We start from the raw sequence: 23,640 nt of genomic DNA, 5'->3' as shown, positions 1-23,640 counted from the left end.
ACCACTGTGAAGAATTTTTTAATTAAAACAATTAAGTTTCGTGTATAATATATGAAGAGATTCAAAACTGAAGGGATGATTATTTTGTCATTAAGAGACGATGCTTTATATATGCATAAAGAAAAACAAGGTAAATTAGGGGTATACGGTAAAGTTAAAGTTACAAACAAAGAAGAATTAAGTCTTGCTTATTCTCCTGGTGTAGCAGAACCATGTAAAGATATACATGAAGATGTTCGAAAAGTATACGATTATACAATGAAATCAAATGCTGTCGCAGTTATAACAGATGGTACAGCAGTATTAGGTCTTGGTGACATTGGCCCTGAAGCAAGTATTCCGGTTATGGAAGGTAAAGCAGTACTATTCAAGAGTTTTGCAGGAGTAGATGGTATACCAATTGCTTTAAATACAAAAGACGTCGACAAAATTGTTGAAACAGTTAAATTATTAGAACCAAACTATGGTGGTGTAAATTTAGAAGATATTTCAGCGCCAAGATGTTTTGAAATAGAAGAAAGACTAAAGAAAGAAACTAAAATCCCAGTCTTCCATGATGATCAACATGGTACAGCAATAGTAACAGTTGCTGGCTTGATTAATGCGCTTAAAATTACAGATAGAAAAATCTCTGATATTAAAGTTGTATTAAATGGTGCAGGTGCAGCAGGTATTGCAATTATTAAATTATTATATAGTTATGGTGTTAGAAACATGATTATGTGTGATTCTAAAGGTGCTATATACGAAGACCGTCCTTATGGTATGAATCCAACGAAAGATTTTGTAGCTAAGTGGACGAACAAAGATAAAATTGAAGGTAAATTAGACGATGTTATTCAAGATGCAGATGTCTTCGTAGGCGTTTCAGTAGAAGGCGCTTTAACCGAAGAGATGGTAGAGAAAATGGCTGATGAACCTATTATATTCGCAATGGCAAATCCAGTTCCAGAAATTATGCCAGATATTGCTAAAAAAGCAGGAGCAAAAGTTATTGGAACAGGTCGATCAGATTTTCCTAATCAAATTAACAACGTATTAGCATTTCCTGGTATTTTTAGGGGTGCACTTGATATACGTGCAACACATATAAATGAAGAAATGAAGCAAGCAGCTGTAGAAGCGATAGCCGGATTAATAACTGAAGATGAACTTAACGCTGATTATGTTATTCCTGGACCATTTGATCCTAGAGTTGCACCGAATGTTGCAAAAGCGGTTGCGAAAGCAGGAATGGAATCAGGTGTAGCACGTATTGAAGCTGATATAGATGAGATTGAACGTAAAACTTATGAACTAGCTGATTTATCATAATTTCGGAAGGAGTTACCACGTTGGATAAAGAAAAACAAAAAGGTTTAATTAAGATTGTTGAACAAGTTCAAGCAATTATTGATGAAAAAAATATTCAAGTGGGCGAAAAATTACCTTCTGAAAGATTTCTTAGTGAAACGCTTCAAGTGGGTCGTTCAAGCATTAGAGAAGCACTTAGAGCTTTAGAGCTTCTAGGTGTTATACATACAAGAAGAGGTGAAGGTACATTCTTAAGTGATATGTATCAACACCAACTTTTTGATTTAATTGGAAGTTTTCTAATACGAAATGATTCACAGTTAGATGAAATTAATGAAGTGAAATGGATGATTGAACATTATTGTGAAGAAAATAGTGATATAGAAACGAATTCTAAAGAAAGTCTAGTAACTTCAAACAATAATCAAATCATGTATATTATTTGGAAGATATTATCTCAGTATAGTGATAGATTTGAAAAAGGAACTTCTAAAGAAGGTTAAGGGGGTAGTGACATGTTTAAAGATTTATTTAATCGAAATCAAAAAAAGAAAAAATATGTAACTGTTCAAAATAGTAAAGATAACGATGTGCCTGAAGGTATTATGACTAAATGTCCTAAATGTAAGAAAATCATGTATACAAAGGAACTCGTTCAAAATTTAAATGTGTGTTTTAATTGTGATCACCATATTCCTTTAACTGCTCACGACAGAATTAGAGCAATTAGTGATGAAGGATCATTTAAAGAATTTGATGCTGGAATGACGGCATCGAACTCATTAAATTTTCCTGGCTATGAGGACAAGTTAGAAAAAGATAGAAAGAAAACTGGGTTAAATGATGCAGTTGTAACAGGAATTTCTAAAATTGAAGGTATTCCTTACGGAGTTTGTGTAATGGATTCTAGATTTAGAATGGGAAGTATGGGTGCAGTAGTAGGTGAAAAAATATGCCGTATTGTAGATTATTGTACTGAACATCATTTACCATTTGTGCTTTTTACGGCAAGTGGTGGTGCACGTATGCAAGAGGGTATTATTTCATTAATGCAAATGGCAAAAACGAGCGTATCTATTAAACGTCATAGTGATAAAGGATTACTGTTTATATCATACATGACACATCCAACAACAGGCGGTGTTTCTGCGAGTTTTGCTTCTGTTGGAGATTTGAATTTCGCTGAACCTAAAGCGTTAATTGGCTTTGCTGGTAGAAGAATAATAGAACAAACTATAAGCGAAAAGCTTCCAGACGATTTCCAAACTGCCGAATTTTTATTAGAGCATGGACAGTTAGATAAAGTAGTGCACAGAAAAGACATGTATCAAACACTGAGTACAGTCTTGAAAATGCATTATAATGAGGTGAAAAATAATGCTTGAATTTGAAAAACCTTTAGAAGAAATTAAAGAAAAAATAAAATCATTGAAAACATATCAAGAAAAACATGATGTAGATTTAACTGATGATATTGAAATGTTAGAAGCAACATTAGTTAAAGAAACTGAAAGAATATATGACAAATTAGAGCCTTGGGATAGAGTACAAGTTGCTAGATTACAAGAAAGGCCAACTACATTGGATTATATTCCATATATTTTCAATGACTTTATTGAGCTGCATGGTGATAGAAACTTTAGAGATGATCCTGCATTGATTGGTGGATTAGCTTATTTTGATGGACAACCTGTTACAGTAATCGGTCATCAAAGAGGAAAAGATACGAAAGATAATATATATCGTAACTTTGGCATGGCACATCCTGAAGGTTATAGAAAAGCGTTGAGACTTATGAAGCAAGCGGAGAAGTTCAATAGACCGATTGTAACATTTATTGATACTAAAGGCGCTTATCCAGGAAAAGCAGCTGAAGAACGTGGACAAAGTGAATCTATCGCTAAAAACTTAGTCGAAATGGCATCATTATCCGTTCCGGTTATATCAATTGTTATTGGTGAAGGTGGAAGTGGTGGTGCACTAGGATTAGGTGTTACCAATCGCTTGTTAATGTTGGAAAATAGTACATATTCAGTAATCTCTCCTGAAGGTGCTGCAGCATTATTATGGAAAGATTCAAGTTTAGCAAAAATGGCAGCCGAAACGATGAAAATAACAGCCCCTGATTTATTTGAGCTAGGCGTTGTAGATGAAGTTATTAAAGAACCGTTTGGTGGCGCACATAAAGATGTAGAAAATCAAGCTACTCTTATTAAGCAATCTTTAGAAAACCATATGAAGAGCTTAAAACAACTGACTGCTGAGGGATTAGTAGAAGATAGATTCAATAAATATAGAAATATCGGTAGTTATATAGATTAATAAATAAAAAGAAAAGTCTGAATTAAGGCTTTTCTTTTTGTTTATTATGAGTATATATGCATAATTAAATATAAGTTGATTCGATTTGTTAACTTAATTATGACAAATAGTCGAGACTTTGAAAAAGAAGACGTTTACATCTGTAAATCACGTTAGTTTTAATGGAATCACGCTATTATTTGTGTTATTTTTAAATTAACAATCATATAACAAGAGAGGTCTGTATATTTATGAAAAAAATTGCAGTGTTAACAAGTGGTGGAGATTCTCCAGGCATGAATGCAGCGATTCGTGCCGTTGTTCGTAAAGCTATATATCATGATATTGAAGTTTATGGTGTATATCAAGGCTATATGGGATTGATAAACGACAACATCAAAAAACTTGAACTAGGTTCAGTTGGTGACATCATTCAAAGAGGTGGAACATTTTTATATTCTGCAAGATGTCCAGAATTTAAAGAAAAAGAAGTTAGAGAAAAAGCAATCGAAAATCTTGAAAAACGAGGAATCGAAGGCTTAGTTGTAATAGGCGGTGACGGTAGTTACCGAGGTGCACAACGATTAAGTGAAGAAGCTAAAAATTTAAAAACAATTGGTGTCCCAGGTACAATAGATAACGATATAAATGGTACAGATTTCACAATTGGATTTGATACAGCACTCAATACGATACTAGATGCAGTAGATAAAATTAGAGATACAGCATCTAGCCATGAACGTACTTTTATTATAGAAGTAATGGGAAGAGATGCTGGAGACCTAGCTTTATGGTCGGGTCTAGCAGCAGGTGCTGAAACAATACTTGTTCCAGAAGGGACTTCAGACATTAAAGAAATTGCTGAGAAGATTCAACAAGGTATGGATCGCGGGAAAAAACATTCCATTATAGTGTGTGCAGAAGGCGTTATGACAGGACACCAATGTGGAGAAGAATTGAAGAAATATATTAACATTGATACTCGTGTTTCTTGCTTGGGTCACATCCAAAGAGGTGGTACACCAACAGGAATGGATAGAGTGTTAGCTTCACGATTAGGTGGGTATGCAGTTGAATTATTAATGCAAAATGAAAGTGCAAAAGCTGTTGGTATTAAACAAAATCAACTGACTTGCACACCATTTGACGATATATTCTCAGCTAAGCATAACTTTGATTTCAAAATGTATGAACTTGCAAATCAATTATCAATTTAAATAGAAATCTATGGAGGTTATTTTAATATGAGAAAGACAAAAATAGTATGTACAATAGGTCCAGCTTCTGAATCTGAAGAAATGTTAGAAAAGTTAATGATTGCTGGTATGAACGTTGCGAGATTAAACTTTTCTCATGGTGATCATGCGGAACATAAAGCACGTATCGATACAATTAGAAAAGTAAGTAATAAATTAAATAAAAATATTGGTATTTTATTAGATACAAAAGGTCCTGAAATTAGAACACATAACATGAAAAACGGTGTAATCGAACTTACTAAGGGAAGTAAGATTACAGTGAAAACGACTGAAATCGAAGGTACACCTGAAGCATTTTCAGTGACTTATGAAAAGTTAGCTGAAGATGTTACAGCTGGGTCAACTATTTTACTTGATGATGGTTTAATTGAGCTTACTGTAGAATCAGTAGATATAGCAAAAGGTGAAGTTTATTGTAGAGTTGATAACGCTGGAGAACTTAAAAATAAAAAAGGCGTTAACTTACCAGGTGTGAAAGTTAACCTTCCAGGTATTACAGATAAAGATGCAAGTGACATTCGTTTCGGTATTTCAGAAGGCGTAGATTTTATTGCTGCAAGTTTTGTCAGAAGACCTTCAGATGTATTAGATATTAGATCTATTTTAGAAGAAAACGATGTAACAACAATCAAAATTATCCCTAAAATTGAAAACGAAGAAGGTATCGACAACATTGATGAAATTCTTCAAGTTTCAGATGGTTTAATGGTTGCTCGTGGTGACATGGGTGTTGAAATTCCACCAGAATCCGTTCCAATGGTACAAAAACAACTTATTCAAAAATGTAATAAGTTAGGTAAACCAGTCATTACTGCAACACAAATGTTAGATTCTATGCAAAGAAACCCACGTTGTACGAGAGCAGAAGCAAGTGACGTAGCAAACGCAATTTATGATGGGTCAGATGCTGTAATGCTTTCTGGTGAAACTGCAGCAGGTTTATATCCTGAAGAAGCAGTTCGTACCATGCAAAATATTGCTGTAGCTGCTGAAGATGCTCAAGACTACAAAAAGTTACTATCAAATCGTTCAAAAATGATAGATACTAATTTAGTCAATGCTATCGGTGTTTCAGTTGCACACACTGCATTGAACTTAAATGTACAATCAATTGTGGCAGCTACTGAAAGTGGTTCAACAGCTCAAACAATTTCTAAATATAGACCACATTCACATATCATTGCTGTAACACCTTATGAAACGACTGCACGTCATATGTCATTAGTTTGGGGTGTATTACCAGTAGTTAAAAAAGGTAAACAAACAACAGATGAATTATTAAATAATGCAGTTTCAACTGCTGTTAATACTGGATTAGTAGATAATGGAGATTTAATCATCATTACTGCCGGTGTTCCAACTGGTGAAACGGGCACAACTAACTTAATGAAAATCCATTTAGTTGGTGATGAGTTAGCTAAAGGACAAGGTATTGGTCATAACTCAGCAGTAGGTAAAGCTGTTGTTGCAAACAACGCTGAAGATCTTAAAGGTAAAGACTTAAGTGAATCAATTGTTATCACACAATCAACAGATGCAGATATGGTTCCATATTTACAAAATGCAAAAGGAATCGTTACAGAAGAAGGTGGATTGACTTCACATGCTGCTGTAGTAGGACTGAATCTTGGTGTTGCGACTTTAGTAGGTGTAGAAAATGCTCGCCAAAAAATAGTTGACGGTACATTAATCACATTAGATCCGAAACAACATAAAGTATATGAAGGATATGCAAACGTATTATAAATAGCATAATAATATATATGTAAACAAAATAAGCTAGAAATGGGATTCGTTTCTGGCATGATCAAAACGAGAAAATCACGATAAAAAGTGATTTTCTCGTTTTTTTATGAGTGTAAATCTTAATGTATGAATTATGGTCCAACTTTTGGGAGATACAATAAGGTTATGGAATAACTCAGCAGTTAATCCACGAAATGGGCAAAGTCATGGAATAAGTCAGAAGTTAATCCAAGAAATGGGCGAAGTCATGGAATAACTCAGCAGTTAATCCAAGAAATGGGCAAAGTCATGGAATAAGTCGGAAGTTAATCCAAGAAATGGTGAAAGTTATGGAATAACTCAGCAGTTAATCCACGAAATGGGCAAAGTCATGGAATAAGTCAGAAGTTAATCCAAGAAATGGGCGAAGTCATGGAATAAGTCGGAAATTAATCCAAGAAATGGTGAAAGTTATGGAATAACTCAGCAGTTAATCCAAGAGATGACAATAAAAACTAAAAGCAGAAGAATTTCAGAATTGAATCTGATTTTCTTCTGCTTTTTAAGTTTGTGAGACTTTGTCTCAGAAATTATTTATTTAAATATTTTTCTCTTTTGGTTGAAATACATAACCGTTAAAAGTATAAACCAAATTGGTGTTATTAAAATCGCAATTAATGTTACTTTTTCTGTCATTAATAGTATGAATACAAAGATGAAGAATATTAATGTTATCCATGCCATTACGACACCACCTGGTAATTTAAATTTAGATGATTTATTAAGCTCAGGTGATATTTTACGGTATCTTATATAAGCTATCGTAATTAAGGACCATACAACTAAGAATAATACAGTTGAAACGGAAGTAACATATTTGAATACTTCTCCTGAATCTTTAATAACGTAATTCAAAATAACTGAAATCATAAGCAATGAACAACTAAACAATGTCGCCTTGTAAGGAACACCCCTTTTATTTGTTTGTCCAAAACCTTTATTTGCTTGATCATTTTGTGAAAGGCCATATAACATACGACTATTTGAGAATATACCACTGTTACAAGATGATGCCGCAGCAGTTAGTACAACAAAGTTAATTAAAGCTGCGGCAATTGGTATTCCAATCAGTCCAAATAATGTAACGAATGGACTTTCAGATGGATCAATTTTATTCCATGGTGTAATTGACATGATGATGATTAAAGAACCTACATAAAACAGCATTATACGAATAGGAACACTATTGATAGCTTTAGGTATTGTTGTATGTGGATCTTTAGTTTCACCAGCTGTTACACCTATAAGTTCAATTCCAACGAAAGCAAATGTTGCCATTTGGAATGATAGGAAGAACCCATTAATTCCATTCGGGAAAAATCCACCATGTGACCAAATATGTGTTATAGATGCTGTACCGTATGGTGTTTTATAAGCCATAACTAACATGATAATACCGACAACGATTAACGCAATAATTGTTGTAATCTTAATGATAGAAAACCAAAACTCTAGCTCCCCAAATAATTTAGCGGTCATTAAGTTCATTGTCATTAATACAAGAATTGTGAATAATGCAGTAATCCAAGTTGGTATATCAGGAAACCAAAAGTTTACGTATTTGGCAACGGCAGTAACTTCTGCCATTCCTGTAACAATCCAGCAGAACCAGTAAGTCCATCCTGTTATGTATCCAGCGTAGGGTCCAATATATGTATGTGTTACATCAGCAAACGAGTGAAAGTCTGTATTGGATAATAGAATTTCACCTAAAGCACGCATAAACATAAACAGTATGAAACCGATTATGATATACGTTAATAAAATGGAAGGACCGGCTGCATGAATCGTTTCACCAGCACCTAAGAATAAACCTGTTCCAATTGCACCCCCAATAGCAATCAGTTGAACATGCCTATTGCTTAACTCCCTTTGTAAATTGTTAGACATAAAAAATAAATCCCTCTTTCTTATTCAAAGTTTATGATTTTATTATGAGCTAACAGAAATAAAATAGCAATTAAAAATCAAATGAAATAATTGAAAAATATGGTAAAAGATAATGATTTATAATTTTTATCATATATAATAAATAAAATGAATGAATCATGATATGGGAGCAGATTTTTGTCTTGGTTATTTATGCGTAAAACCCTTATAAACACTATTGTAATCATGTTTATAAGGACGTGATAAAATATAAGCGCGTATATTATTTCACTATAATATTACACTTGTTTATTTTCATTCATGTATATTATTAAGCATTTTAAAAGTTTCAGAGGCCTTCGCATTCACAAATGATAGTAAATTATATATAATGGTATATGAAAGCCATTACATATATGGGCAATTATTAAGTAAGGGGGACAATAGTATGGCACAAGTAGCAAAAGGTTTAGAAGGAATCATCGCTTCTGAAACAGAAATAAGTACAATTATAGATAATCAATTAACTTATGCAGGTTATGAAATAGATGATCTAACTGAAAACGCATTATTCGAAGAGGTAATGTTCTTATTATGGAATTTAAGATTACCAAACGAAAAAGAACTTGAAGATTTAAATGAAAAATTATTTAGCTATATGACATTAAATCCTCGTATGTATAGTCACTTTGAAGATTATGCAACTGACAAAGTACATCCAATGACTGGTTTACGTACTTCTTTATCATACTTAGCGCATTTTGATCCTGATGCAGAAGTATTTGATGAAGAAACAAATTATGAGAGAGCAATTAGAATTCAAGCGAAAGTTTCTTCGCTCGTTGCAGCATTCTCTCGTGTTCGAAATGGTAAAGAGGTTATAAAACCTAAGAAAGATTTAAGTTATGCAGCTAACTTCTTATATATGTTAAGAGGTGAAGTACCTAGCAAAGTAGAAGAAGAAGGTTTTAATAAAGCTTTAATTCTACATGCAGATCATGAATTTAATGCATCTACATTTACAGCTAGAGTTGCAGTATCAACTTTATCTGATATGTATTCAGGTGTAACAGCAGCAGCTGGAGCATTAAAAGGTCCATTACATGGTGGCGCAAATGAACAAGTTATGAAAATGTTAACTGAAATTGGTACTGTTGATAATACAGATGCATTCATTAAACAAAAACTTGAAGAAAAAGCTAAAATTATGGGATTTGGTCATAGAGTATATAAAAACGGGGATCCAAGAGCTAAATATTTAAAAGAAATGAGTCGCCGTATTACTGATGAAACCGGACAAAAAGAACTTTTCGAAATTTCTTGTCGTATAGCAGAAATCATGAAAGAAGAAAAAGGCTTACTACCTAATGTGGATTTCTATAGTGCAACTGTTTATCATAGCATGGGTATAGAACATGATTTATTTACACCAATTTTTGCGATAAGTCGTATGTCTGGTTGGACAGCACATATACTTGAGCAATATAGAACAAACAGAATTATGAGACCAAGAGCTGAATATACTGGTGAACGTGATCGTAAATACGAACCAATTGAAAAACGATAGTATCAACATATAATTTAAATTAAGAATTTTAGATGGAGGAATTTAATCATGGCAGCAGAAAAAATTACAACAAATCAAGGTATATTAAATGTACCAAACAATCCAATCGTACCATTTATTATAGGTGATGGTATCGGACCTGATATTTGGAATGCGTCTAGTAGAGTAATAGATGCAGCAGTAGAAAAAGCATATAATGGTGAGAAAAAAATCGAATGGAAAGAAGTTTTAGCTGGGCAAAAAGCATTCGATGAAACGGGTGAATGGTTACCTAAAGAAACTTTAGAAACGATAAGAGAATACTTAATAGCTATTAAAGGACCATTAACTACACCAATCGGTGGCGGAATTCGTTCATTAAACGTTGCATTACGTCAAGAATTAGATTTATTTACTTGTTTACGTCCTGTACGTTGGTTTAAAGGTGTTCCATCTCCAGTTAAACGCCCTGAAGATACAGATATGGTTATCTTCCGTGAAAATACTGAAGATATTTATGCTGGTATTGAATTCCAAGAAGGAACTGATGAAGCGAAAAAAGTAATCGACTTCTTACAAAATGAAATGGGAGCAAAAAATATTAGATTCCCAGAAACTTCAGGTATTGGTATTAAACCAGTTTCTAAAGAAGGAACTGAAAGATTAGTAAGGGCTGCTATTAATTATGCGTTCGATAATAATCGTCGTAATGTAACATTAGTTCATAAGGGTAATATTATGAAATTTACTGAAGGCGCATTTAAAAAATGGGGTTATGATTTAGCTGAACGTGAATTCGGAGATCGTGTTTTCACTTGGCAACAATATGATAAAATTGTTGAAGCAGATGGTAAAGATGCAGCGAATAAAGCGCAATCTGACGCTGAAGCAGAAGGTAAATTAATCATTAAAGATTCAATTGCTGATATCTTCTTACAACAAATTTTAACACGCCCTGCAGAATTTGATGTTGTAGCAACTATGAACTTAAATGGTGACTATATTTCAGATGCATTAGCAGCACAAGTAGGTGGCATCGGTATTGCACCTGGAGCGAATATTAACTATGAAACTGGTCACGCAATATTTGAAGCAACTCATGGTACTGCTCCAAAATATGCTGGATTAGATAAAGTGAATCCATCATCAGTATTATTAAGTGGTGTATTATTATTAGAACATTTAGGTTGGCAAGAAGCTGCAGATAAGATTACGAAATCTGTAGAAGTAACAATTGCATCTAAAGTAGTAACATATGACTTTGCTCGTTTAATGGATGGCGCGACTGAAGTTAAATCTTCAGAGTTTGCCGATGAATTAATTAAAAATTTACCATAATAAGAGATTAAGTGAGGAAGGTTATTTATTAACCTTCCTTTTTATTATAAGGAGATGAATTTGATGACTAGGAAAAAAATATCAATCATAGGTGCTGGATTCACAGGAGCGACGGCTGCTTTCATAGCTGCTCAAAAAGAGTTAGGAGATATCGTGCTAGTCGATATTCCACAATCTGAAAATCCGACAAAAGGAAAAGCATTAGATATGGCTGAAAGCGCGCCAATATTAGGTTTTGATTCAAAAGTAATTGGTACTTCTCAATACGAAGATACTAAAAACTCTGATATTGTAATCATTACTGCAGGTATAGCCCGAAAACCAGGTATGTCCAGAGATGATTTAGTACAAACAAATCAAAAAGTAATGAAGTCAGTTACTGAAGAAATCGTAAAGTATTCTCCAAATACTGTTATTCTTGTCTTAACTAATCCTGTTGATGCTATGACTTACACAGTATATAAAGCATCAGGATTACCTAAAGAAAAAGTAATTGGACAATCTGGTGTGCTAGATACAGCAAGGTTTAGAACGTTTGTTGCAGAAGCATTAAACTTATCTGTGAAAGATGTGACAGGGTTTGTACTAGGTGGACATGGCGATACAATGGTTCCATTAATTAGATATTCTGCTGCTGGTGGCGTACCTTTAGATACATTACTAACGCATGAGCAAATTCAAGAAATTGTAGATAGAACAAGAACTGGTGGCGCAGAAATTGTTAATTTATTAGGAAATGGATCTGCATATTATGCGCCAGGTGCTGCGTTAATAGAAATGGCAGAGGCAATTTTGAAAGACCAAAAACGTGTGTTGCCTTCAATAGCATATTTAGAAGGTGAATATGGTTATGAAGGTATTTATTTAGGGGTTCCAACCGTATTAGGTGCGAATGGTATAGAAAAAATCATTGAACTAGAATTAACAAATGAAGAGAAAAAATTACTAGATGAATCTGCTGATTCAGTTAAAGCTGTGAAAGATATTTTGAATTAATAACGCACAAATAAATTGGTATTTTTGTTGAAGGGACAAACTATAGAATCACAAGATTTTATAAAGTTTGTCCCTTTTTCGAAAATGAATTGTTATTATATGGGATTTTCCTTAAATTTAGTAAAAAATATAGTTCTCAAAGTATAATATTGTTTAGCTAATATTAACTTTTTGTAAAGTTCTCTAATTATGCATTATTTTTTTTAAAATTTACGATATAATGATGTTAAATAGTTCAAGGAGGTTCTTACATGTCTCAAAAAGTTTTAGTAGTAGACGATGAGCAGTCTATCGTAACTTTACTCAAATATAATATAGAACAAGCAGGCTACCAAGTTATAGTAGCTTATGACGGTGTTCAAGCGTTAGAGAAAGTGAATGAAGAAAAACCTGATTTAGTTGTTTTAGATGTTATGTTACCTGAGATGGATGGTATTGAAGTTTGTAAGACAATACGTTCAAATAAAAATCAAGTACCCATCTTAATGCTTACTGCAAAAGATGATGAATTCGATAGAGTATTAGGTTTAGAATTAGGTGCTGATGATTACATGACAAAACCATTCTCACCTAGAGAAGTAGTTGCGCGTGTGAAAGCAATTTTAAGACGTGTAGGTTTAGTAGAAAGCAATCAATTAGACGATGAAGATATTGTGTTAGGTTCAATTAGAATTAGACCGGACTTTTTTGAGGTGTATAGAGACGATGAATTATTAGAGTTAACGCCGAAAGAATTTGAATTATTGCTTTATTTAATAGAAAGACAAGGTCGTGTTATAACACGTGAACATATGTTGAATTCTGTTTGGAATTATGAATTTGCAGGAGATTCAAGAATAGTAGATGTACATATTAGTCATTTAAGAGATAAACTTGAAGAAAATCCTAAACAACCACAATTTATAAAAACTGTAAGAGGGTTAGGATACAAATTAGAAAGACCGAAGAAAAATGATTAAATTTTATAACAAGTTATTATTGATACTTACAACGGTCACTGTTGTAAGTTTTCTTATATTAGGATTTTTTCTTCATAATTCCAGTTATGACTTAATCTCTAAACAACAAAAAAGCCTCTTAGAAAATAATACTCAGAAAATATACGAACTCGCAAAGAAGAACCCTCAAAATTTAAATGAATTTATGAAGGTATTCAATGAAGATATTTTGTTGAAAAAAAATAGTAAAATCGTATATCGAACATCTAATGCAGAAACAAAAATATTCAACAAAGAAAATGATAAAGTATTAACAGAAGCAAAAGCATATAATGAATCTTTTATAATAAGTAGAGATAAGAAAGAAATCATTTATGCTAAAAATTTTGGTGCTTATCAAGTTGCAATCGCTTCTAAATCTGATGCGATATCTATTATTCAACAAGACATTTGGAAATATTTGCTAATCGTGTTGTTCTTTACGTTACCACTTATTTATTTTGTGGTGAGATATATAAACACTTCTTATATTCATCCAATAAATGAAGTTACATATGCAACGAAACTACTAGCATCGGGTAAATATAGAGTAAGAGTTCCAGAAAGTAATGTCAAAGAAACGAAAGAATTATTTATAAATACGAATAATCTAGCCCGTACTTTAGACGATTTAAATAATGAACAAAAGTTACAAAGAAATAGATTGGAAACAACATTAGAAAATATTCCAAGTGCAACATTGATGATTGATAGAAATGGTGTGATTGTAATAGCGAATAAATCCTATCATGAAATTTTTGGTAGTGCTGGAAATGTTGAAGGAAATAAATTCCAAGATTTTATGCCTAATACAGAAATTAGCAATATGATGAATGAAGCGTTAAAGTTGGAAAAACCTTTATATGAACAAGTTGAATTATATATTAATAATGTTCATAATAAATTTTTTGAGGTTTCAGCTATTCCGGTTTTATCAAGAAAGAAACGAAATCTACTTGGTTTAGTTGTCGTTATGCATGATATTACGCAATTAAAAAAATTAGAACAAATGCGTAAAGACTTTGTTGCTAATGTGTCTCATGAACTAAGGACGCCAATCACGTCAATTAAAGGTTTTGCTGAAACATTAATTGATGGTGCTAAAGATGATCCAGATTCTTTAAATATGTTTTTAAACATTATCCTAGAAGAATCTAACAGAATCCAATCTCTTGTACAAGATTTGTTGGACTTATCCAAGATAGAACAAAATACAACATTACCAAAAGAACGAATATCATTAACAGAAATAGGTGGTTATGCAATAAATGCTGTATTAAATAGTGCAGAAAAGAAAGATATACACATCATTAATCAAATTGAAAATGATGTTTTTGCATATGGTGACAAAGATAAGATTACGCAAGTTTTAATTAATCTATTATCCAATGCTATTAGTTACTCTTCTTCTTCGAGTGAAGTCATACTTTCTATTAAAGATGAAGGAGATTCTCAAGTGATTTCTGTACAAGATAAAGGCCTAGGTATTGAAAAACATGAAATGAAGCGGATTTTTGAACGGTTTTATAGGGTTGATAAAGCAAGAAGTAGAGATTCAGGAGGAACAGGTTTAGGATTATCTATAACAAAGCATATTGTTGAAGCACATCATGGTCAAATAAATGTAGAGTCAACAGTTGGGGAAGGTTCTACTTTTACTGTGAGATTATTTAATGCGTAATCTTAATTAAAAATTTACATCCTTTTCATATTACCTTAATAGATGTTCGGTAATATGAATATAGACCCCTTCATTTTGATGATTTAGCAAGATACTACGGTATCTTGCTTTTTTTTATTATGCTAAACAATCTTAATATAATCTAAGATATGATAAAATAAAGTCAATATAATGATGGAGGTATCTCACATTGGAAAAATTGGTACTGATAGATGGAAACAGTTTATCATTTAGGGCATTTTTTGCTTTACCTTTATTAACAAATAAAGCGGGCGTTTATACAAATGCAATTTATGGTTTTACGATGATTTTAGATAAAATCATCAAAGAAGAAAATCCAACGCATTTTATGGTTGCATTTGATGCAGGCAAGACAACATTTAGAAATAATTTATATAGCGAATATAAAGGTGGACGTGAAAAAACACCTGATGAATTAAGAAGTCAATTACCATATATTAGACAATTAGTTGAAAGTTATCATATTAAACATTATGAACTTGAAAATTATGAAGCTGATGATATTATCGGTACGCTCTCTAAACAAGCTGACGAACAAAACTTAAAGACGATAATTATAACAGGGGACCGAGATTTAACGCAATTAGCAAGTGATAATGTAACGATTTATTACACCAAAAAAGGCGTAACAGATATTGATCATTACACTCCTGAATTTATAGCTGAAAAGTATGACGGACTTGTTCCAAATCAAATCATCGATATGAAAGGTCTTATGGGTGATAAGTCGGATAATATTCCAGGTGTTCCAGGAATAGGTGAGAAAACAGCCATAAAATTATTAAAACAATTCGAAACTGTTGAAGGTGTTTACGATAATATTGATGAATTAAAAAAATCAAAAATGAAAGACAAATTAATTGAAAATGAAGCAGATGCAAAAATGAGTAAAGTGCTTGCAACAATTGATAGAGAAAGTCCAATTGAAGTAAGTATAGATGATTTGAAACTTAATGAGTTTGATGATGCCGATAAAATTAAATTGTTTAAAACGTTAGAATTCAAACAATTATTAGATCAAATGGATGCAAGTAATGAAGGTACTGATGACCGTGTTATTGAATATCAAGATAATCTTGATGGATTTGATTTTGAAAACACTAAAGAAGCGTCTATTCATTTTGAAACGAATGAAATTAACTATTTAAAAGCAGATGTATTAGGATTTGCTATTCATAGTCAAGATAAAGTTTATGTTATTACTTTAGATGAATTTAAAGAGAATAAAGCATTGCATGCTTGGTTAGAGAACGAGCAAGTAAAATTCTCAGCATATGATGTCAAAAAGACCATTATTTTATGTAACAGAATGGGAATACAAATAAAGGGTGTCGCATTTGATACGATGCTTGCAAGCTATATATTAGATGCTTCTAAAACAATAGATGACGTATATTCTGTCGTTTCGGAGTTTGGCATTTTTTATGTTCCGAATGATGAAAGTATTTATGGTAAAGGAAAGAAATTGCATGTTCCAGAACGCTCTATATTATTTGAAGCGATTGCCAAAAAAGTTACTGCAATAGCTGAAACTAAAGAGAAAATGATTGCATTACTTAAAGAAAAAGAGCAGCTAGCATTGCATGATGATTTAGAATTACCGTTAGCGACAGTTTTAGCAGAAATGGAAACGATAGGTATAACGGTTGATAAATCAACGTTAGTTGAAATGCAAGAAAACTTGAAAGTTAGACTTGATAAACTCATAGAACAAATCCACAATCATGCGGGATCTGAATTTAATATCAATTCACCTAAACAACTTGGAGTTATATTATTTGAAGATTTAAAATTACCTATCATTAAAAAAACAAAGACAGGCTATTCAACAGCTGTTGATGTGTTAGAGCAATTAAGAAATGAACACCCGATTATAGAGGATATATTAGTTTATAGACAATTGTCTAAACTGCAATCTACTTATATTGAAGGCTTACAGAAGATGATTACACCTGAAGGTAAAATTCATACTCGTTTTAATCAAACATTAGCTCAAACTGGCCGATTAAGTTCAGTTGACCCGAATTTACAAAATATCCCGATTAGATTAGAGGAAGGTCGAAAAATTAGAAAAGCTTTTAAACCGAGCAAAGAAGATCATGTAATATTTGCAGCTGATTATTCACAAATTGAATTACGTGTATTAGCAGATATAACAGGCGATGAACATATGAAAGAAGCATTTACTGCAAATGAAGATATCCATACTAAGACAGCAATGCGCGTGTTTAACGTTAACAAAGATGAAGTTACTTCTAATATGAGACGACAAGCTAAGGCAGTTAACTTTGGGATAGTATATGGTATTAGTGACTATGGTTTAAGTCAAAGTTTAAGTATAACTCGAAAAGAAGCTAAAAAATTCATAGGTGATTATTTAGATAGTTTCCCTAAAGTGAAAGAATATATGGATACAATTGTTCAAGATGCTAAACAAAAAGGATATGTCGAAACATTACTGCATAGAAGAAGATATACGCCTGATATTACGAATCGTAATTTCAATTTAAGAAGTTTTGCTGAAAGAACTGCAATGAATACACCAATTCAAGGTAGTGCAGCAGATATTATCAAATTAGCGATGGTTCAGTTTAGAGAAAAAATGAAAAATAAAGATTTCAAAGCTAGATTGTTGCTACAAGTACACGATGAATTAATCTTTGAAGTGCCAAATGATGAAATAGAAAGCTTTAAACCTTTCGTAGAAGAAATTATGAATCATGCTCTTGAGCTATCAGTACCACTAAGTGTTGAATCCAGCTATGGTGAAACTTGGTATGATGCTAAATAATGAATAGAAAGAAGTTTGAATATGCCAGAATTACCTGAAGTAGAACACGTAAAAAGAGGAATTGCACCTAGAATACTAGGTGCAACAATAAAGAACATTGCTTTCTCTAATAAAGTGAAGCAAGGAAAAGAAAGCGGCAAAGAAACAATTATTAAAGGTACTACATTAGATGAATTTATCGCCCGAACTAAAGGATATAAAATAGAACATGTTTATAGAAGAAGTAAATATATATTTATAGAAATTGAAAATGAACAAGCACACCACATCTTGATGTGCCATTTCGGTATGACGGGCGCTTTCTTCACCGTCCCGGATTTATCAGATATTGCGATTGAAAATCATAAAAAACATTGGCATGTTATCTTTGAACTAGATAATGGACTCAAACTTATATATACAGATATAAGAAGATTTGGTGAGTTACGTGCATTAAGAGATTTAAATGAATATCCATCTGTTCTTAAAATTGCACCAGAACCATTTGTTGAAGAAGCATTTCAACATTATTCAGAAAAAATTAATGAAAGAAAATTTATTAATAAACCAATAAAAACGGCTATACTTGATCATTCTGTAATATCAGGATGTGGAAATATTTATGCATGCGAAGCTTTAATACGTGCAGGAATACTACCTATGAGAACGGTTAAAGAATTGAGTAAGGATGAGCGTAGGCATGTTTTTAATGAAGTGGTCAATGTACTACAAGAAGGTATAGATAATGGTGGTTCGAGCATTTCAGATTATTATAATGCTGATGGTGAAAAAGGATCAATGCAAGATAAACATATGGTCTATGGTAAAAAAGTATGTGTTAAATGTGGTAATCCAGTTGAACAACAAGTGATTGCTACAAGGAATACTTATTATTGTCCAAATTGTCAAAAGTAGGTGTATATATGACGAAAGTAATTGGTTTAACTGGAGGAATTGCAACAGGCAAATCAACGGTTTCTAATATTTTAAAAGAATATGGATTTCAAGTTGTTGACGCTGATTTAGCAAGCAGAAAAGCTGTTGAAAAAAACAGTAAAGGATTAGAACAAGTTAGAGCACTATTCGGTGAAGATGCAATTAAAGATGGTGAAATGGACAGGAAGTATGTTGGGTCCATTATATTTAATGATGAGGAAATGAGAAAAAAATTAAATCAAATTATTCATCCTATTGTAAGAGATATTATGGAAGACGAAAAACAGCAAGCTATTAAACAAGGTCGAAATGTCATTATGGACATTCCGTTATTATTTGAGAATAAATTACAAGATACAGTAGATGAAACGTGGCTAGTATATACGACAGCTGAAACTCAAGTTAAGCGATTGAAAGAACGTAACCAGCTTAGTGATGAGGATGCGAATGCAAGAATAAAATCACAAATGTCTATTTATGATAAAAAGAGATTAGCAGATGAAATTATAGATAATAATGGTTCGTTAGATTCATTGAAACTATTTATAGAGAACTTTTTGAAAGAAAAAGGTTATCATGTCTAAAATCTAAGTATATACGCATTAATATGTAATGTTCAGCTAATCAGTATGACACATTAACAAAGTGAAGTATTACGATAAAATAATAAAATCACAAACAGAAATTAAACACTATTAAACTTTTTGAAAAACATGATAGAAAACGTTTTCAACAAACTTTTAATGTGCTATACTAATCGTATTAAATAGTATATCACATTAAAAGGGGTTCTCAATTATGACGAAAAACATTGCAATAAATGGATTAGGTAGAATAGGAAGAATGGTATTAAGAGGTGCACTTAAATCAAACGAATTGAATATTGTAGCTATTAATGCATCTTATCCACCTGAAACAATTGCTCATTTAATAAAATATGATTCAACTCATGGTATTTTAGATGCTGACATTAAACCAGTTGAAGATGGTATTGTAATTGATAATCACAAAATTTTATTAGTATCTGAGAGAGACCCTAAATTGTTACCGTGGGGGACATTAAACATTGATATCGTAATTGAAGCGACTGGTAAATTCAATCATGGTGATAAAGCAGTTTCACATATTGATGCTGGTGCTAAAAAAGTTATCCTAACTGGACCTTCTAAAGGTGGTCAAGTTCAAACAATAGTGTGTGGTGTAAATGATAAAGAACTTGATATGAAAAAGTATGACATTATTTCAAATGCATCATGTACTACGAATTGTTTAAGTCCTGTAGCAAAAGTACTTAATGATAAATTTGGTATTGAAAATGGATTGATGACGACTGTACATGCATTTACAAATGATCAAAAAAATCTCGACAATCCGCATAAAGACTTAAGAAGAGCGCGTTCATGTACGGATAGTATTATTCCGACATCAACTGGAGCAGCAAAGGCGTTATCGTTAGTATTACCAGAATTAGAAGGAAAAATGCATGGAATGGCTTTAAGAGTGCCTACTTCTAATGTTTCGTTAGTCGATTTAGTTGTCGATTTGAAAACGGATGTCACGGTTGAAAGTGTAAATGATGCTTTTAGAAAAGCGAGCAAAGAAGAATTGCAAGGCGTATTAGCAGTAAGTGAAGAACCACTTGTCTCAATAGACTTTAAGACGAATCCTAATTCAGCAATCGTTGATGAGTTATCTACGATGGTAATGGGTTCCAACAAAGTTAAAGTACTAGCTTGGTACGATAATGAGTGGGGTTATTCAATGAGAGTCGTTGAGTTAGCAGAACAAGTTGCTGAAATATTGTCTGAAGTTCATGAACAAAAAATTTCATAAATTAAATTTAATTAAGAAGCAATGCATCCAACATGAGTGATGTGTTGCTTTTTATTGTGTGTATCACAACGATTCTATTATGATCACTTAAAAGTAGTCAGCATTTAAAAATATATAAAACTACTGTATAATCTATGTATGAAAATAAAAGTTAAGAAAGGGTGAAACGAATGAGATGTCCTAACTGTAAATATGAAAACTCTAAAGTTGTGGATTCTCGTCATGCGGATGATTTAACTGCTATACGACGTAGAAGAGAATGTGAATCTTGCCGATTTCGTTTTACTACCTTTGAAAGAATTGAATTAACGCCATTAATTGTCGTAAAAAAAGATGGCGCAAGACAAGCATTTAATCGTGATAAAATATTAAATGGTCTCGTTCGCTCATGTGAAAAGCGACCAGTAGCATATCAAAAATTAGAAGATATTACGAATGAAGTAGAAAGAGATTTAAGAGCAGAAGGAAATACGGAAGTTTCATCAAATGATATTGGTGAAAAAGTAATGGAACAATTAATGGATGTTGATCAAGTTTCATATGTAAGGTTTGCATCTGTGTATAGAGAGTTTAAAGATGTAGATCAACTACTAAAATCAATGCAAGGAATCTTGAAAGACCGAAAGTAAGGTGAGTATGAGTGGCGGAATATTTTAGTGGCATAAAACCGAGTGATGGATTTTATGTTAAGTCAAATTATAGTTATACGCATGTACATCAAGACATATTAATTAGTTTATATACGCCATTAATCGGAACGGATGCAATTGGTGTTTATTTATATTTATCACAGTTTAATTTTCATAACGAAAATGATGCTATGAATCATTATACGATTATGAACGACTTGAAAGTTAATTTATCAAATTTTAGGAACTCTTTAGATTTATTAGAAGGAATAGGTTTGATTAAAACATACTTTAAAACAAACGAAAGTGAACAAACATTTATATATGTATTAAAACAACCAGCCTCGACAGACCAATTTTTTAATGATCCATTGTTATCTGTATTTTTATATCAACAAATAGGAAATGCTAGATTTAAAGCTTTAAAAAATAGATATAAAGATAATGGTGTCTCAACTAAAGGGTTCAATGATGTCACAAAGAGTTTTACTGATGTATTTAAAACACCTAAATTATCTCAAATAAATCCTGAAGATGATATTCAAGTTATGCCTCAACAAAGGAATAACGGTTTAGATTTATCAGATGTAGGTTTTGATTTTGAAATGTTGGAAATGTTATTGAGCAACCATTTGATTTCTAAAGAAATATTAAATAAAAAAACAAAACAAGTCATTATACAAATAGCCACATTGTATGGCATTACACCTGTTGAAATGAAATCAATCATTTTGAAATCCATTACGGAAAATCAAACCATCTCTTTAGCAGATTTAAGAAAACATGCAAGGTCAATTTATCAAATTGAACATGAAGGTAATTTACCATCTTTAGAAACAAAACAACAAAGTAAACCAAATTCACAAATGTCATCCGATACTAACATAGACTCTCTAGAATCATGGTTTGAAATGTTAGAAGTAACGAGTCCAATTGAAATGCTTTATTCATTCAATGAAACAGAACCTACTATTAGTCAAAAACGTTTCATTGAAGATATCATTACACGAGAGAGATTGCCATTTGGTGTAATGAATATACTATTACAATATGTAATGTTTAAGAATAACAAACAGCTTCCGAGAGCTTATACTGAAGAAATAGCCTCAAATTGGAGTAAACTAAACATAAAAACTGCTAAAGAAGCCTATGAATATACTAAGGAATTTGATAACAAAGCGGCAGAATCTAAAAAAGAAAAAAATAATAAATCAGCACAAAATTCATATAAACTTAAATCTATTGAGAAAACACCAGAATGGCTTCTTAAACAGAAATCTAACGAATCTAATGAGAAGAAACCGAAAGAAACAAATAAAGAATTTGAAAAGAGAAAACAAGAGCTTCAAAAAGAAATGGAAGCTTTTTGGAAAGAAGGTGATCACTAATGGAACCGCTTGGACAACATCTTAAACAGAATAAAGATTTCCAAAAAAGACTAGAAAAAATAAAAAAAGAAACGTTATCACATAGTGAAGTCAAAACATTCTTGCGTGAGCACCAATCAGAATTAACAAATTCAATTATTGAAACCGACTTAGATCAACTTCAAGCATATAAAGATCAGTCTAAATGTTGCGAAAAATGTGAGAGTTATCAAAAGTGTATTAACTTTGTGAAAGGACATGTGCCTGAATTGTATGTTCAAAATGAACATATTAAGACGAGATATTTACCATGTCCAAATAAAATAGAATATGATGCTAATAAGTTTGAATCAAATTTAGTGACATCATTCCAAATGCCAGAAGAAACATTAAAAGCAACAATCAAAGATATTTATGTAGATAATGAAGCTAGAATGGTTATCATTAAAAAAGCAATGGAAATTTGCAACAAAATTGTAGCTGGTGAAGAAACGAAAGGATTGTATATACACGGTCCGTTTGGTACAGGTAAGTCTTATATATTAGGTGCGATATCGAATCAGCTTAAGATGAAGAAACAACCTTCTATGATTATATACTTACCTGAATTTATAAGAGTATTGAAAAATGGTTTTAAAGATGGTTCATTTAGTGATCGATTCGAATCTGCAAGAGAAGCGAAAGTATTAATGCTAGATGATATAGGTGCTGAAGAATTAACGCCGTGGGTAAGAGATGAAATATTAGGACCATTGCTACATTATAGAATGGTTCACAAGATGCCTACATTTTTTAGTTCGAATTTTAATTTTGAAGAACTTGAATTTCATTTAAGTAAGACGAGACAAGGTGCAGAAATTACAAAAGCAAGCCGTATTATGGAACGCATTAAAACAATTACCGAAGCTTATGAATTGGAAGGGAAAAATTACCGTTCATAATTTAAACTTGATATTTTAAAAGAGAGATGTATAATTAAATTAACTTAAATGAATATAAAAATTTAGAGGATATGACTTTTATAACATATTTGAAGAGA

19 protein-coding genes are annotated in these 23,640 nt (G+C 32.1%); 18 read left to right on the top strand and 1 reads right to left on the bottom strand.

Features of this window, described 5'->3' with window-relative positions; genetic code table 11:
* Positions 1-84: 84 nt before the first annotated feature.
* From ystJ to pyk, 6 genes are all read left to right on the top strand, one after another.
* The gene (ystJ, locus tag CD111_RS02395; RefSeq protein ID WP_095090106.1) at positions 85-1,314 is read left to right on the top strand and encodes an NADP-dependent malic enzyme; all 1,230 of its coding nucleotides are present in this window, start codon (positions 85-87) and stop codon (positions 1,312-1,314) included.
* A gap of 20 nt (positions 1,315-1,334) precedes the next feature.
* A complete protein-coding gene (locus CD111_RS02390; RefSeq protein ID WP_095087471.1) occupies positions 1,335-1,796 on the top strand; it encodes a FadR/GntR family transcriptional regulator in 462 nt (153 codons plus the stop codon).
* A gap of 12 nt (positions 1,797-1,808) precedes the next feature.
* A complete protein-coding gene (gene accD / locus CD111_RS02385) occupies positions 1,809-2,678 on the top strand; it encodes an acetyl-CoA carboxylase, carboxyltransferase subunit beta (protein WP_095087473.1) in 870 nt (289 codons plus the stop codon).
* Positions 2,671-3,615 carry an acetyl-CoA carboxylase carboxyltransferase subunit alpha gene (locus CD111_RS02380; RefSeq protein ID WP_095087475.1) on the top strand — a complete coding sequence of 315 codons (945 nt, stop codon included), beginning with the start codon at positions 2,671-2,673 and terminating at the stop codon, positions 3,613-3,615. The genes accD and CD111_RS02380 overlap by 8 nt, the downstream gene beginning before the upstream one ends.
* A 230-nt stretch (positions 3,616-3,845) precedes the next feature.
* Complete coding sequence (pfkA, locus tag CD111_RS02375; RefSeq protein WP_095087477.1) at positions 3,846-4,811, top strand: 6-phosphofructokinase; 966 nt, start codon at positions 3,846-3,848, stop codon at positions 4,809-4,811.
* A 27-nt stretch (positions 4,812-4,838) separates the two neighbouring features.
* Entirely contained in the window at positions 4,839-6,599 is a 1,761-nt protein-coding gene (gene pyk / locus CD111_RS02370) for a pyruvate kinase (protein ID WP_095087479.1), read from the top strand.
* Between the two features lie 573 nt (positions 6,600-7,172).
* Here the strand turns inward: pyk and CD111_RS02365 are convergent.
* Positions 7,173-8,528, bottom strand: coding sequence for an amino acid permease (locus tag CD111_RS02365; RefSeq protein WP_095087482.1), 1,356 nt, complete (start codon positions 8,526-8,528; stop codon positions 7,173-7,175).
* Between the two features lie 427 nt (positions 8,529-8,955).
* Between CD111_RS02365 and CD111_RS02360 the strand changes: the two genes are divergently transcribed.
* The 12 genes from CD111_RS02360 to dnaI all read left to right on the top strand — a co-directional run bounded on the left by CD111_RS02360 (position 8,956) and on the right by dnaI (position 23,542).
* Positions 8,956-10,074: a citrate synthase gene (locus tag CD111_RS02360; protein WP_095087484.1), complete on the top strand. Its 1,119-nt coding sequence runs from the start codon at positions 8,956-8,958 to the stop codon at positions 10,072-10,074.
* Positions 10,075-10,122: 48 nt separating this feature from the next.
* The gene (gene icd, locus CD111_RS02355; protein WP_095087486.1) at positions 10,123-11,391 is read left to right on the top strand and encodes an NADP-dependent isocitrate dehydrogenase; all 1,269 of its coding nucleotides are present in this window, start codon (positions 10,123-10,125) and stop codon (positions 11,389-11,391) included.
* A gap of 63 nt (positions 11,392-11,454) precedes the next feature.
* Positions 11,455-12,387, top strand: a complete 933-nt coding sequence (gene mdh, locus CD111_RS02350) for a malate dehydrogenase (RefSeq protein WP_095087488.1) — start codon at positions 11,455-11,457, stop codon at positions 12,385-12,387.
* A gap of 251 nt (positions 12,388-12,638) precedes the next feature.
* Positions 12,639-13,346 carry a response regulator transcription factor gene (locus CD111_RS02345; protein WP_095087490.1) on the top strand — a complete coding sequence of 236 codons (708 nt, stop codon included), beginning with the start codon at positions 12,639-12,641 and terminating at the stop codon, positions 13,344-13,346.
* A complete protein-coding gene (gene pnpS, locus CD111_RS02340; RefSeq protein WP_095087492.1) occupies positions 13,339-15,045 on the top strand; it encodes a two-component system histidine kinase PnpS in 1,707 nt (568 codons plus the stop codon). The genes CD111_RS02345 and pnpS overlap by 8 nt, the downstream gene beginning before the upstream one ends.
* Before the next feature lie 190 nt (positions 15,046-15,235).
* On the top strand, positions 15,236-17,857 hold the full coding sequence (gene polA, locus CD111_RS02335) for a DNA polymerase I (RefSeq protein ID WP_095087494.1): 2,622 nt from the start codon (positions 15,236-15,238) through the stop codon (positions 17,855-17,857).
* Positions 17,858-17,878: 21 nt separating this feature from the next.
* A complete protein-coding gene (mutM, locus tag CD111_RS02330) occupies positions 17,879-18,751 on the top strand; it encodes a bifunctional DNA-formamidopyrimidine glycosylase/DNA-(apurinic or apyrimidinic site) lyase (protein WP_095087496.1) in 873 nt (290 codons plus the stop codon).
* A gap of 8 nt (positions 18,752-18,759) precedes the next feature.
* The gene (gene coaE, locus CD111_RS02325; protein ID WP_095087498.1) at positions 18,760-19,356 is read left to right on the top strand and encodes a dephospho-CoA kinase; all 597 of its coding nucleotides are present in this window, start codon (positions 18,760-18,762) and stop codon (positions 19,354-19,356) included.
* A gap of 214 nt (positions 19,357-19,570) precedes the next feature.
* A complete protein-coding gene (locus CD111_RS02320; protein WP_095087500.1) occupies positions 19,571-20,605 on the top strand; it encodes a glyceraldehyde-3-phosphate dehydrogenase in 1,035 nt (344 codons plus the stop codon).
* 170 nt (positions 20,606-20,775) lie between these two features.
* Complete coding sequence (gene nrdR, locus CD111_RS02315) at positions 20,776-21,234, top strand: transcriptional regulator NrdR (protein ID WP_095087502.1); 459 nt, start codon at positions 20,776-20,778, stop codon at positions 21,232-21,234.
* Between the two features lie 11 nt (positions 21,235-21,245).
* A complete protein-coding gene (locus tag CD111_RS02310; RefSeq protein ID WP_095087504.1) occupies positions 21,246-22,622 on the top strand; it encodes a replication initiation and membrane attachment family protein in 1,377 nt (458 codons plus the stop codon).
* A complete protein-coding gene (dnaI, locus tag CD111_RS02305) occupies positions 22,622-23,542 on the top strand; it encodes a primosomal protein DnaI (protein ID WP_095087505.1) in 921 nt (306 codons plus the stop codon). Before CD111_RS02310 ends, dnaI begins: the two co-directional genes overlap by 1 nt.
* Positions 23,543-23,640: the final 98 nt, after the last annotated feature.

The organism is Mammaliicoccus stepanovicii (genome assembly GCF_002902525.1).
Classification (GTDB): Bacteria; Bacillota; Bacilli; order Staphylococcales; family Staphylococcaceae; genus Mammaliicoccus; species Mammaliicoccus stepanovicii.
This window is presented reverse-complemented; position numbering and strand designations above follow the sequence as displayed.